Origin of the sequence: Agromyces sp. NPDC127015 (assembly GCF_042725165.1) — a bacterium.
GTDB classification, from domain to species: Bacteria; Actinomycetota; Actinomycetes; order Actinomycetales; family Microbacteriaceae; genus Agromyces; species Agromyces chromiiresistens.
The window spans coordinates 161,170-174,699 of record NZ_JBHXDI010000004.1; the positions used below are offsets into that span (position 1 = coordinate 161,170).

The 13,530-nt window shown below is 71.2% G+C and carries 10 protein-coding genes; 2 read left to right on the forward strand and 8 right to left on the reverse strand.

Features of this window, described 5'->3' with window-relative positions; all coding sequences use genetic code 11:
• Positions 1-99: 99 nt before the first annotated feature.
• Together ACFWGP_RS12995 and ACFWGP_RS13000 are read right to left on the reverse strand one after the other, a co-directional pair.
• The gene (locus ACFWGP_RS12995) at positions 100-2,328 is read right to left on the reverse strand and encodes a hypothetical protein (protein WP_376931095.1); all 2,229 of its coding nucleotides are present in this window, start codon (positions 2,326-2,328) and stop codon (positions 100-102) included.
• Positions 2,329-2,710: 382 nt separating this feature from the next.
• Positions 2,711-3,298, reverse strand: a complete 588-nt coding sequence (locus ACFWGP_RS13000) for a hypothetical protein (protein ID WP_376931096.1) — start codon at positions 3,296-3,298, stop codon at positions 2,711-2,713.
• 48 nt (positions 3,299-3,346) lie between these two features.
• Here ACFWGP_RS13000 and ACFWGP_RS13005 point away from each other — a divergent pair, with 48 nt between their 5' ends.
• Together ACFWGP_RS13005 and ACFWGP_RS13010 are read left to right on the forward strand one after the other, a co-directional pair.
• Positions 3,347-4,234, forward strand: coding sequence for an A/G-specific adenine glycosylase (locus tag ACFWGP_RS13005; RefSeq protein ID WP_231431421.1), 888 nt, complete (start codon positions 3,347-3,349; stop codon positions 4,232-4,234).
• Between the two features lie 51 nt (positions 4,235-4,285).
• Positions 4,286-5,212, forward strand: coding sequence for a LysR family transcriptional regulator (locus tag ACFWGP_RS13010; protein WP_231431422.1), 927 nt, complete (start codon positions 4,286-4,288; stop codon positions 5,210-5,212).
• Between the two features lie 21 nt (positions 5,213-5,233).
• Here ACFWGP_RS13010 and rbfA read toward each other — a convergent pair whose 3' ends face one another.
• From rbfA to ACFWGP_RS13040, 6 genes are all read right to left on the reverse strand, one after another.
• A complete protein-coding gene (gene rbfA / locus ACFWGP_RS13015) occupies positions 5,234-5,701 on the reverse strand; it encodes a 30S ribosome-binding factor RbfA (RefSeq protein ID WP_231431423.1) in 468 nt (155 codons plus the stop codon).
• A 59-nt stretch (positions 5,702-5,760) separates the two neighbouring features.
• Positions 5,761-8,547 carry a translation initiation factor IF-2 gene (infB, locus tag ACFWGP_RS13020; RefSeq protein ID WP_376931097.1) on the reverse strand — a complete coding sequence of 929 codons (2,787 nt, stop codon included), beginning with the start codon at positions 8,545-8,547 and terminating at the stop codon, positions 5,761-5,763.
• A 100-nt stretch (positions 8,548-8,647) separates the two neighbouring features.
• On the reverse strand, positions 8,648-8,911 hold the full coding sequence (locus tag ACFWGP_RS13025) for a YlxR family protein (RefSeq protein ID WP_308191657.1): 264 nt from the start codon (positions 8,909-8,911) through the stop codon (positions 8,648-8,650).
• Positions 8,912-8,959: 48 nt separating this feature from the next.
• Complete coding sequence (nusA, locus tag ACFWGP_RS13030; protein ID WP_231431426.1) at positions 8,960-9,958, reverse strand: transcription termination factor NusA; 999 nt, start codon at positions 9,956-9,958, stop codon at positions 8,960-8,962.
• Between the two features lie 124 nt (positions 9,959-10,082).
• Complete coding sequence (locus tag ACFWGP_RS13035; RefSeq protein ID WP_376931098.1) at positions 10,083-11,168, reverse strand: TIGR00730 family Rossman fold protein; 1,086 nt, start codon at positions 11,166-11,168, stop codon at positions 10,083-10,085.
• A 123-nt stretch (positions 11,169-11,291) separates the two neighbouring features.
• Positions 11,292-13,346: a PhoX family protein gene (locus tag ACFWGP_RS13040; protein ID WP_376931252.1), complete on the reverse strand. Its 2,055-nt coding sequence runs from the start codon at positions 13,344-13,346 to the stop codon at positions 11,292-11,294.
• Positions 13,347-13,530: the final 184 nt, after the last annotated feature.

Sequence of the window (13,530 nt, forward strand, 5' to 3'; positions counted from 1 at the left end):
CTGCCGCCCGAGGCATCCCGCCCGGTCCGAGCGACGACGAAGGGGGCCCGGCGAACCGGACCCCCTCCTTCAGTGCGCCTGATCAGCGCCGCTCGGGCCTCAGGCCTTCTTGCGGCGCAGGCGTGCGACGACCACGAAGGCGGCGCCCGCGAGCACGATCACTCCCGCGACGATCGCGATCGAGGTGCCGGCGAAGCCGGTCTCGGCGAGGTCGGAGCCACCGGACGCGGTCGGGGTCGACGGCGCCTCGCCCTCGCCACCGGGCTCGCCCGGGGTCTCGGGCACCGGCGGAGCGGCCACGCAGTCCGGCGTCGCCGGCGGGTAGCTGAGCGCGACCGAGAGCTCGGGGTTCACGACGAGCGTGGCGCTCGTGAGGTCGCGGGTCCAGGCGAAGTTGCCGTCGGTCTCGGCCCACGTCCCGTCCTCGAGCTGCTCCCAGCCGGGCCAGCCGTCGGCGTTGCCCTCGTCGTCGACCGAGGCGCCCGGCCACAGCGTGCGGCCCTCGAGGGTGCCGTCCTCATCGAGTTCGCCCAGTTCGAGCGTCTCGGTGTTCGTTCCGTCGCTCAGCACCAGCTGCACGGCACGGTTCTGCACGGTGCCGTCGGGGTCGTCGAGCTGCACGGTGAAGAAGATCCACGGCGCGTTCGCCTCGCAGACCCCCGTCGCGACCGAGCCCTCGAGCGTGGCGCGGCAGGGCTCGTCGGTGTAGGTGAACGTCCAGCTCGTCTGCACGCCCTCGGCGAAGACGTAGCCGGGGTTGGCGGTCGCGGTGACGGTCACCACGCCGGGCTCGACCGAGGTCACGTTCCAGGTGATGGCGTCGGTGTCCTCGGGGAGGTAGTGGCCGTCGTTCGCCGTACCGCAGGCGTCCACGGACCGCGGCCCGATCTCGATCGTGACGACCTCGGGCTGCTCGGCGCACGGCTCGTTCGTGAAGACGAACGTCCATTCGCTCTGCGAACCCTCTTCGAAGACGTAGCCCTCGGCCGGGGTCGCGGTCACGACGACCTTGCCCTCGGCCACAGAACCGGTCGTCGACCAGCTGTAGTCGTCGGTGTCGCTCGGAACCGTGTAGCCGTCGTTCGCGGTGCCGCAGAGGTCGACCATGGTCGGGACGACCTCGATGACGCCGACCTCGGGCTCCTCTTCGCACGGCTCGTCCGTGAAGGCGAACGTCCAGGAGGTCGTCGCGTCGTCGGCGAATCGGTAGCCGTCCTTGGCGGTCGCAGTGACCACGACCTCGCCCTCGGCGACCGAGCCCGACTCGGACCAGGCGATGGCGTCGGTGTCGCTCGGCAGGGTGTAGCCGTCGTTCGCGGTGCCGCAGAGGTCGGCCGACGTGGGAACGACGTCGATCGTGATGACCTCGGGCTCCTCCTCGCACGGCTCGTCGGTGAACGTGAACGTCCACGAGGTCTTCGCGCCTTCGGCGAAGATGTAGCCGAGCTTCGCCGCGGCGCTCACGGTGACCTCACCGGATGCGACCGATCCGATGAAGGACCAGTCGATCGCCTGCGTGTCGGAGGGGAGCTGGAACGTGTCGTTGCCGATGCCGCACAGGTCGATGTGCGACGGCGCCGCCTCGATCGTGACGATCTGCGGCTGCCCGGGCTCGTCGACGTAGTGCACCGAGTAGTGGCTGATCGCCTTGCCGCCGGGGTAGGTGATCGTCACCGTCTTCGCCGGCGGTTCGACGTCGATGATCTGCGGACCGTTGCCGTTCTTGACGGAGCCGGCCTTCACGCAGTAGTAGTCGATGAGCTTGCCGTCGGGCGCCGTGACCGTCACGGTCTTCGGGTCGCCGGTCGTGTCGATCTTGTCGGTCCCGTTCGGGAGGTAGCTCGGGCAGACCTTCATCTCGCCCTCGCCGCCCCCGTCGCCGCAGAGCGCGCTGTCGAGCGTGATGGCGCCGGCGTTGTTCGCCTTCTGGTTGTTCGACCACTTCGCCGACAGCTTCAGCTCGTGCGTCTCGCCGAGCGCGGCGCCCTGCTGCACGAACGTGACCTCGCCGCTCGCCGGGATCGTCGTCCCGGTCGCGACGATCGACTCGTCGGACGACTTCGTGATCGTCTCCTGGAGATCCTCGGAGTTCGCGACGGTCCACGTGATGTCGGCCGTCGTGCCGTCCGTCGAACACACGGCCTCGGCCGTGATCGTGTTGTGGTGCGCCGACGCGGGGGCGGCAACGCCGACGAGCGCGAGGCCCGCGCCGAGCGCGAGCGCGGCCACGGCCGCGGCGAGGCGCCGCACCGGGTTGTGAGTGGGGCGCTTCCGCATGCGGACGTCGCCGTGGGCATCGTGCGTCAGACCGACGCCGAGCTTGCTCATTCGGGATATCTCCTGGGTTCGGCCCAGCGGGGGCGGCGAAAACCGGGTGGAGCGAACGAGCGGAGAGCGCGTCAGGGCGCGGTCGCTGGGCGATCGACCCGACGGGCGGCGTGCGGTGCACGCGCGGGGTCGGGTCGATCGCGCAGCGACGATCGGCGCGAACGGGTGGTCGCGCCGATCTCTGCGGGATGTTCGGGTAATTCGGGTGGTGCTCGGGTGTTGCGTCGGGTTTCGCTGCCTGCCGGGGGCTTGGGCAATCAGTTCATTATGTCCTCAAAGAGGGGGACGCGCTACCGTTTCGGGCACAGATCGGCACAGATGTCCCCCGAAGACGGGGTACTCCGATCGGGGTACATCGCAGAAGGCCTTCGTGAGGTGCGAATCAGCGCCTGATCGGCCGCTCGGGCTCGGTGAGATCGACGAGCGCGTCGGCGACGGCGCGCGGGTCGCGATCGGCGTAGGCGAGCCGGTCGGCGGCATCGACCGGCTCGCCGTCGACGACGATGCGGTAGTCCCAGAGGTCGTCGAGCCGCTCGCGCAGCACGAAGCGCCCGTCGAGCACGAGGATGGCGTCGGCGGGGCCGGTGATCCACCTCGGCTCGACCCATGCGTCGCGATCGGGGTCGAGCACGCGCGTGACGAACGCGGTCGAGCCGGCCATGCGGAACGGCTCGACGAGCACGCGCTTCAGCGCCGACTCGTCGAAGCCGTACCGGTAGTAGCGCTCCGCGGTGTCGTCGCCGAACGCGTCCTGTGCGGCGCGGGAACGATGGAACCCCTCCATGCGCGCGCGGAACACCGCGTGCCCCGCCTCTTCGAGCACCGCTCCGAGATCGTCCGCCAGGGCGGTCTTGCCGCTCTGCACGGGACCGTCGACGGCGACGATCATCCGGCCGCGGCCGTACCGCTGCGCGATCTCCGCGGCGAGTTCGCGGAGGAACGCGACCCGAGGCGTGGTGACGAGGCGCATACGAGCGAGCATAGCCGCGGGGCGTCCGGGTCGCCCTAGGCTGGAGGGATGCCTCGCGCGCATGCCTCCTCGATCGCCGACGTGGTCGTCGCGTGGTTCGACGGCGCCGCCCGCCCGCTGCCGTGGCGCGCCGCCGACGTCTCGCCCTGGGCCGTGCTGGTCAGCGAGTTCATGCTGCAGCAGACCCAGGTCGACCGGGTCGTCCCGCGCTGGGAGGCGTGGGTCGAGCGCTGGCCGACCCCGGCGAGCCTCGCCGCGGAGCCCGCGTCCGAAGCGGTGCGCGCGTGGGGCCGCCTCGGTTACCCGCGCCGGGCGCTGTGGCTGCACCGGGCCGCGGTCGAGATCGTCGAGCGGCACGGCGGCGAGGTGCCGCGTGACGTCGATGCGCTCCTCGCCCTGCAGGGCGTCGGCCCGTACACGGCACGCGCGGTCGCCGCGTTCGCGTTCGGCGTTCGCGTACCCGTCGTCGACACGAACACCCGGCGCGTGATCGCCCGCGCCGTCGACGGCCGGGCTGAGCCCGCTCCCCCGTCGACGGTGCGCGACCTCGCCGCGATGACCGCACTGCTTCCCGAGGCGGATGACGCGGCGCGGGCGTTCAACGCGGCCGCCATGGAGCTCGGGGCGACCGTCTGCACGGCGCGCGCGCCGCAGTGCGGCTCGTGTCCCATTCGCGATCGATGCGCGTGGCGCGCCGCCGGCCACCCGCCGTACGTCGGGCCGCGCAAGCCCCGGCAGGCGAGATTCGAGGGCTCCGACCGGCAGGTGCGCGGCCTCGTCATGCGCGAGCTCCGCGCCGCCCACCGTCCCGTGACGCGCGACGAGCTGTCGGTCGTCTGGGCCGACCGCGGCCAGCTCGACCGCGCCGTCTCGGGACTCGTCGCCGACGGCCTCGCCGTCGAGGTCGACGGCGGCCTCGCGCTGCCCGACGCCTGAACCGCGGAACCGCCGCCTGCACGCACCGGTCGGGTGTGCGAGCATGCAGGGATGACCCTCGCCTCCGACCCGCGCCCCGCACCGAGCCCCGACGACCTGCTCGTGCTGCTCGCGGTCGCCAGGGCCGGCCGTTACACCCTCGCCGCCGCCGAGCTCGGCCTCAACCACACGACGGTGGCTCGGCGGATCGACGCGCTCGAGAACGCCCTCGGCGGGCGCGTGCTCGCGCGCAGCGCCTCGGGGTGGGTGCTCACACCGCTCGGCGAGCACGCCGTGGCATCGGCGGAGGCCGTCGAGCAGGCGATGAACGGCCTGCGACCCGGCGGCACGACCCTCACGGGCGTCGTCCGGCTCTCGGCGACCGACGGGTTCAGCGGGTTCATCGCGTCGCCTGCGATCGTGGCGGTGCGCCGCGAGCATCCCGGAGTCACGCTCGAGATCGTCGCGGCGCAGCGCCGTGCGACGCAGCAGCGCGTCGGCATCGACCTCGAGGTCGTCGTCGGCAAGCCGCACGTGCAGAAGGCCGAGGCGATCCACGTCGCCGACTACGTGCTCGGGCTCTACGCGAGCCGCGACTACCTCGCGGCGAACGGAACCCCGGCCTCACCGCGCGAGCTCGCGGGCGCCCCGCTCGTCTACTTCATCGAGTCGATGCTGCAGGTCGACGCGCTCGACGAGGCGCGCCGCCCGACGCAGGGCATGGTCGACACCGTCTCGAGCACGAACGTGTACGTCCAGGTCGACGCGACCCGCGCCGGCGCCGGCCTCGGCCTGCTGCCCGCGTTCCTCGCCGACCGGCACGACGATCTCGTTCGACTGTTCCCCGATGCGATCGAGGAGCGGCTCCCCTACTGGCTGGTCTGCCGCCCCGAGGCGTTGCGGCAGCCGACGGTGCTCGCCTTCATCGCAGCGCTGCGCGCCCGGGTCGCCGAGGTGCAGGGCGCACTGCTCGGCGTGCGCGGACCACGGCACGGCTGACCGGACGGCAGCCGCCCGCGATCAGCGCGCCTCGGCCTCGTCGAACTCGTCGTCCGCCTCGTCGTCGAGCTCGCGCGGCTTGACGTAGGGGTCGGCCTCCCCCGCATACTCGGCGGTCGCCGCGAGCGCAGTCGTCTCCTCGTCGCGCGTGCGCGCCTCGCGCAGCAGCTCCTCGATGTGCTCGGCGTTCTCGGGGATCGCATCGGCGATGAACTCGAGCGACGGGGTGAGCCGCGCCGTGATGTTGCGGCCGACCTCGCTGCGAAGCATCCCGGTGGCCGCCTTGAGCGCGAGCGCGGAGTCGCGACGCTCCTCGTCCGTGCCGTACACGGTGTAGAAGATGCTCGCGTGCTGCAGGTCGCCCGTGACGCGCACGTCGGTGATCGTCACGAAGCCCAGACGCGGGTCGCGAAGGCCCTTGTCGAGACGCCGGGCGACGATCTCCTTGATGCGGTCGGCCATCTTCCTGGCACGTGCCGGATCAGCCATGGTGGTCAGTGCTCCTTCCGAGCGAAGCCCGGGGCGGCGAGCCGCCCCGGGCCGTTCGGTCACACGCGAGGCTTCTCGCGCATCTCGATGGTCTCGATCTCGTCGCCGACCTGGATGTCGTTGTACTTGCCGAGGCCGATGCCCGCCTCGAAGTCCGTACGGACCTCGGTGACGTCGTCCTTGAACCGGCGGAGCGACTCGATGGCGAGGTTGTCGCCGACCACGACGCCGTCGCGGATGACACGGGCCTTCGCGTTGCGCGTGATGGTACCGCTGCGCACGATGACACCGGCGATGTTGCCGAACTTCGAGGAGCGGAACACCTCGCGGATCTCGGCGACACCCGACTGGACCTCCTCGTACTCGGGCTTGAGCATGCCCTTGAGCGAGTTCTCGATGTCGTCGATCGCGTTGTAGATGACCGAGTAGAAGCGCACGTCGACGCCCTCGCGGGCGGCGCGCTCGCGCGCCTTCACGTCGGGACGCACGTTGAACCCGATGACGATCGCGTTGTCGATCGTGGCCAGGTCGATGTCGCTCTCGGTGATCGCACCCACACCGCGGTGGAGGATGCGCAGCTGCACCGAGTCGTCGACCTCGATCTTCATGAGCGACTCCTCGAGCGCCTCGACGGCACCCGACACGTCGCCCTTGATGATGAGGTTGAGCGCCTCGACCTTGCCCTCTTCGAGTGCACGCGTGAAGTCCTCCAGCGAGATGCGCTTGCGGGCCTTGGCGAGCTGCGCGTTGCGCTCGGCGGCCTCGCGCTTCTCGGCGATCTGGCGGGCGGTGCGGTCCTCGTCGGTGACGAGGAACGTGTCGCCGGCGCGCGGAACGCTCGAGAGGCCCTGCACCTGCACCGGACGCGACGGGGTCGCGGCGGTCACGGGGTCGCCGTTCTCGTCGGCCATGGCGCGCACGCGGCCGTAGGCCGTACCGGCCACGATCGCGTCGCCGACCTTGAGCGTGCCCGACTGGATGAGCACGGTCGCCACGGCGCCACGCCCCTTGTCGAGCTTCGCCTCGATCGCGACACCGCGCGCGGCCTTGTTCGGGTTCGCACGCAGGTCGAGGCCGGCGTCGGCGGTGAGCAGGACCGCGTCGAGCAGCTCCTGGATGCCGATGCCCTCGCGAGCCGACACGTCGACGAACATGACGTCGCCGCCGTACTCCTCGGCCACGAGGCCGAACTCGGTGAGCTGCTGGCGCACCTTCGCCGGGTTGGCGTCGGGCTTGTCGATCTTGTTCACCGCGACCACGATCGGCACGTTGGCCGACTGGGCGTGGTTCAGCGCCTCGATCGTCTGCGGCATGATGCCGTCGTCGGCGGCGACCACGAGGATCGCGATGTCGGTCACCTGCGCACCGCGGGCACGCATGGCGGTGAACGCCTCGTGACCCGGGGTGTCGATGAAGGTGATCGCACGGTCGATGCCCTCGTGCTCGGTGTGCACCTGGTACGCACCGATGTGCTGGGTGATGCCGCCGGCCTCGCCCGCGACGACGTTCGCGTTGCGGATGGCGTCGAGCAGTCGGGTCTTGCCGTGGTCGACGTGGCCCATGACGGTGACGACCGGGGGCCGCTGCGCGAGGTCCTCGTCGGTCTCGTCCTCGAGCTCCTGGTCGAGGTCGATGTCGAAGCCCTCGAGGAGCTCGCGGTCCTCGTCCTCGGGCGAGACGACCTGGATCTTGTAGCCGAGCTCGGCGCCGAGCACCTCGAAGGTGGCCTCGTCGAGCGACTCGGTCGCGGTCGCCATCTCACCGAGGTGGAACAGCACCGTCACGAGCGAACCGGGGTTCGCGTCGATCTTGTCGGCGAAGTCGGAGATCGAGGAGCCTCGACGCAGACGGATGACGGTGTTGCCGTCGCCGCGGGGAACGCTCACGCCGCCGAGCGACGGAGCCTCCCGCATCTCGAACTCGGCCCGCTTCGTCCGCTTCGACTTGCGCGACTTCGACTTGCCGCCGCCACGACCGAACGCACCGGCCGTGCCGCCGCCGGGACCACGTCCGCGACCGCCGCCACCCGCGGGACGCGGGCCGCCGAAGCCGCCGCCGGGCCGCTGGAAGCCGCCGCCCGCACCGGCACCGGCACCGCCGGGACCGCCGGGACGTGCTCCGGCACCGCCGGGGCGCTGGAAGCCGCCGGGGCGGCCTCCGCCCGCGGGACGCGGGGCGCCGATGCGCGGCGAACCGGGCCGCGGCGCCTGGGGCCGCGGGATGTTGCCGGGGCTCGGGCGCTGGCCCATGCCCTGCGAGCTCGAGAACGGGTTGTTGCCCGGGCGCGGCTGGGCGGGGCGGGAGCCCATGCCCTGCGAGCTCGAGAACGGGTTGTTGCCGGGGCGCGGGGCGCCGGGCTTCGGGGCGGGGCGGGGCGCCGCGCCGCCGGGCTTCGCGGCGCCGCCGGGCTTCACCGCATCGCCGGACTTCGCCGGGGCGGGCGTGCTCTCGGCAGCCGTCTGCTCGGCGGCGGCCTTCTCGGCGGCGGCCTGCGCCGCCTTCTCCTCGGCCTGGGCCTGGCGCTCGGCGACGGTCAGCGGCGCGTCGGCCGGCGCGGGCGCGGCGGGAGCCGGAGCTTCGGGGGCCGGAACCGCGGGGGGCTTGGGGCCCGGCTTGGGACCGGGCTTCACCCCGGCCTTGGCGGGCGCGGCCGGGGCCGCCGGTGCGGCGCCCTTCGCGGCGCCGTCGGCCTCGAGCGCCGCCTTCAGGCGACGTGCGACGGGGGGTTCGATGGACGACGAGGGTCCCTTGACGTACTCGCCCATCTCCTTGAGCTTCTCAAGGGCGATCTTGCTGTCGACACCGAGTTCGGATGCGATCTCGTGTACGCGTGGTTTGGCAGCCACTTCTCTCCTGTTCCGGGCCTGCACCCGGACAGGGGCAGACCATCAATGGCGGACGGGACTCATTTCGAGCCGCTCATTACTTGTCACTCATTGGTGATCACTAGCCGTTCAGCCTGTTCTCTACGTTGGTGGTGCTCACCTCGCCGCGGATGCGGAGCGCCCGCGCGAAAGCACGACGCCGGACTGCGAGGCGGTAGCACTCGAGCGTCGGATGCAACCACGCGCCTCTCCCCGGAAGCACGGCCGCATCGTCTGCGACCACCTGGGATTCCTGGAGAACGACCCTCAGAAGCGAGGATCGCGGGGCGTGCGAACGGCATCCGATGCACGTTCTGACGGGTTCCATCTTACACTCTGCGCTCATGCCCCGCCGACGGGGCCACCGACCGGGGTCGAAACCGCCTCGCGGCGGTCAGCCCTGCTCGAGGATCGAGTCGGGCTGGATGTCGATCTTCGCTCCCGTGAGCTTCGCGGCGAGCCGGGCGTTCTGCCCCTCTTTCCCGATCGCCAGCGACAGCTGGTAGTCGGGCACGAGGGCGCGCACCGCGCGCGTCTGCTCGTCGATCACGTAGGCGCTCGTCACCTTCGCCGGCGAGAGGGCGGAGGCGACGAAGGTCGCGAGGTCGTCGGACCAGTCGACGATGTCGATCTTCTCGGCGCCGAGCTCGGCGGTCACGGCGCGCACGCGCTGGCCGAGTTCGCCGATCGCTGCGCCCTTCGCGTTCACACCGGGCTGGTTCGCACGCACCGCGATCTTGGTGCGGTGGCCGGCCTCACGTGCGAGGGAGACGATCTCGACGACACCCGAGGCGATCTCGGGCACCTCGAGCGCGAAGAGCTTGCGCACGAGCGCGGGGTGCGTGCGCGAGACCGTGATCGACGGACCCTTCGCCCCCTTCGCGACGCTCGTGACGTACACGCGGATGCGCTGGCCGTGCGGGTACTCCTCGCCCGGAACCTGCTCTTCGGGAGGCAGGATCGCCTCGACCGTCCCGAGGTCGATGTGCACCATCTTCGGGTTCGGCCCCTGCTGGATGATGCCCGCCACGATGTCGCCCTCACGGCCGCGGAACTCGCCGAGCACCGCATCGTCGGCGATGTCGCGCAGGCGCTGCATGATGACCTGCTTCGCGGCGAACGCCGCGATGCGACCGAAGTCGTTCGGAGTGTCGTCGGCCTCGCCGATCACGTTGCCCTCGTCGTCGAGCTCGGGCACGTAGATCGTGACGTGCCCCGACTTGCGGTCGAGCTCGGCGCGGGCGCCGTTCGGGTTCGAATGCCCGTGCTGGTTCGGGTTCTGGTGCTTGAGGTAGGCCATCAGGATCGCCTGCTCGATGATCTGCACCAGTTCCTCGAACGGGATCTCCTTCTCGCGCTCCACCATGCGAAGCATGCTGAGGTCGATATCCATCTCCGGCCTCCTCTATTCAGCTCTCAGGCCGCTTCCCCTCGGAGCGGACATTCAAGCCTATCGGATGCCGCGAGCCGCCGTCACCCGCGGAACGGGTCCGTTCGAGGCATCCGCAACCCGGCGGTCAGTCCCCCGGCACCGATGGCGGGGTCGCCCTGGCGGGCGCCGAGGGCAGCGCGTTGATCGCCCGGATCACCTCGTGCAGCTCGCCGACCCGGTGCGGGTCGAGCTCGAACACGAGTCGCGGCTTGTCGAGCGCGTCGCGGTCGGCCTGCTCCGGGGCGAGCGGCTCGGAGCGGGCGAAGCGCCCGCTCGTGAGCAGCCGCCCGAAGCGACGGTCGAGCTCGGCGACCTCGGCATCGCTCGGTTCGGCGTTGAGCCGGAGCACGAGGCGGTCGCCGACCCAGCGGAGCGAGTCGTAGTTGCGCCAGAAGCCGGTGATCTCGGCGACCGCCTCATCCACCGAGTCGGTGATCAGCACGCGATCGAGGTCGCCCGGCGAGACCATGCCGAGCGGTGCGAGCTCGGTCTCGACGTACCGCCGCAGGCTCGTCCAGTAGGTGCCCCCCTCGGCGTCGAGCAGCACGATCGGCATGGGTTCGGCCTTGCCGGTCTGCTGCAGGGTGAGGAGCTCGAACGTCTCGTCGAGCGTGCCGAACCCGCCGGGCAGGCAGACGAATCCGCGCGACTCCTTCATGAGCATGAGCTTGCGGGTGAAGAAGTACTTCATCGTGACGAGCCGCTCGTCGACGGCGATCGCGGCGCTCGGCTTCTCCTCGAACGGCAGTCGGATCGACACGCCGATCGCGAGCGCGGGACCGGCGCCCTCGGCCGCCGCCTGCATGATGCCCGGTCCTGCCCCGGTGACGACCATCCAGCCGTCATCGGCGAGCGAGGCGGCGACGCCCTGCGCCTGGCGGTACAGCGGGTCGTCGGCGGCGATGCGTGCCGACCCGAAGACGGTGACCTTGGGAACGGCGGTGTACGGCGCGAACAAACGGAACGCCTGCCGCATCTCCTCGAGGGCCGCCGCGGTGATCTTCAGGTCGAGCCGGTCGGTGCCGTCGAGCCCGAGCCGCGCCCCCGACGCGAGGATGCGCTCGATGAGCGCTCGGTTCCGCCCGGCGCCGATCTCGGCGACGAGGGCGGCGACCGCCTCGCCGACGGAGTCGGGCAGGGCATCGGGCGACGACGCGACGAACTCACTCACGAGGCCAGCCTGCCACGCCCGCAACGGTCGGCCGCAGAGACATCCCGTCCGACGCCACTGACGAACCGGATGCCGCGTGGCCCCCCGACCACGCGGCATCCCCCCATGACGCGGCGAACCCCCTCAGCCGCGCCACACCTGGATGACCGACGGTCGCGGCGCCGCGACCAGACCGGAGTCGCGGCGGTGGGTCGGCACGTAGTCGGGGAAGTACGAATGCGGCTCGGCGACCGTGCCCTCCTCGCCCGGGTGCTGGACCGCGACGAACACCATGCCTTCGCGATCGTGGATGACGGGCCCGCACGTCTCCGCGTCGCGCGGCACCGAGAGGAACTGCTGCACGCGCCCGCGCTCCTCCCCCTCGAGTCCCACCTTGAAGAGCCCGTCGTTGTAGCCGATCTTGCTCGGCGCGCCGTCGGTCGAGATCCAGAGGTCGCCGACCGAGTCGAACGCGATGTTGTCGGGGCACGAGATCGGCGAGACGAGCTCGGCGGGGAACCCCGAGAAGTAGGGCCGTTCGCCGTCGATCGACGGGTCGCCGCAGAGCAGCAGGATGGTCCAGCCGAACGTGGTGCCCGACTGCCCTGCCGTCTCGGTGAGCTCGAGCACGTGACCGTGGCGGTTGCCCGTGACCGACCCGGTCGGAGAGACGAGCGAGACCGGGTTCGCCTCGTCGACCTGCGCGCGGGTGCGGCCCGAGTTGTTCGTGAGGGCCGCGTAGACCTTGCCGGTGCGCGGGTTGGGCTGCACGTCCTCGGGCCGGTCCATCTTCGTCGCTCCGACGGTGTCGGCCGCGAGCCTCGTGTAGACGAGCACCTCCTCGGTCGACATGCCGGGGATGACGCTCTCGCCGTCCTGCGTGAGCGGGATCCACACGCCGGAGCCGTCGAAGGCGCCGTCGCTCGGCAGTGCACCCGTGCCGATGATCTCGGCCGCGGGCGAGTCGCCGGTGAACTTCGCGACGTAGAGGTCGCCCTCCTCGAGGAGGGTCATGTTGCGACGCCGCGCGGCCTTCGAGCCCGAGGGGTCGAACACGCGCTTCGAGACGAACTTGTACATGTAGTCGTTCGCCTGGTCGTCGCCCATGTAGGCGACCGCGCGACCGTCCTCGCCGATGATGACGTTCGCGCCCTCGTGCTTGAACCGGCCCATCGCCGTGTGCTTTCGCGGCGTCGAGGTCGGATCCTCGGGGTCGATCTCGACGATCCAGCCGAACCGGTTCGGCTCGTTGACGAATCCGGGGTCCTTCGCGTTGAAGCGCGGATCGATGCGTTCGAACGTGTAGGTCGACTTCGTGCTCGGCGTGGCCCGGTAGCGCTTCTGCCCGGCGGTGTCGGCCGCCCAGACGAAGTAGCCGTCGAAGTTCTCCTCACCGGAGAGCACCGTGCCCCACGGCGTCGTGCCGCCCGCGCAGTTGCCGAGCGTGCCCTTCACCCAGCGACCCTCGGCGTCCTCCGCGGTCTGAAGGAGGACGCTGCCTGCGGCGGGACCGGTGACCTCGAACACGGTGTCCGCGGTGATGCGGCGGTTGCGGCGTCCGTCGATGAGGTAGCGCCACGGCTGCCCGAGCTTCGAGCGGCGCAGCTCGACGACCGAGAAGCCGTGCGCAGCCTTCGCGATCGCCGCGCGCTCGTCGAGCACGGCGGCGTCGGTCGAGGGGGCGAACATGATGGTGGGGTTCACGTACTCGTGGTTGTTCACGAGCACGCCCGTGCGGCCGCTGCGGTCCTGCAGGATGTCGAGGTAGTCGCAGTTGTAGCCGAACTGGCCGGCCTGCGCCTCCGGCGTCTGGTGTTCGAAGTCGAGGGCGGGCACGCTCGAGAAGAGCGGGTCGCCCCAGCGGATGATCGGCTGCCACGTGTAGCCCGCCGGCACCGTCACGTCGTCGACGAGCATCGGCACCGGGTCGATCGCGTCGAACGGAAGCCCGCCCGTCGCGCCGGACGCCCCGCCGCCGGGAGCGGCGAACGCCGAGCCGCTCGGCGACGCCGCGGCGAGCGCGATGCCCACTGCGCCGGCCGCGCCGAAGCCGAGCAGAGCCCGGCGCGTCAGCGCGGCCGAGGCGATATCGCGGAAGTGCGCGTTGGTCGTCGTGTTGCACTCCGGCCCGATGCAGGCATTGGCGCACTTGAAATGGCAGGTCACGGCCGAGCGCTTGCCGCGCACGTGGTCGGCCATCGGGAGCAGCTGGATGTCGGTGATCGTCACGGATCGTTCCTCACGCCGTCGGTCAAGGGGGTCGAGTGCAGGCTGCACGCCGAAACCGAAGCCCCACGGGATGGGGGGTGTCCGGAACATGAACGCCGTCCGAACGATCGGGTCCGGCACGACCCGGACGACGAGCCGCGCCTCCCACGCCGTG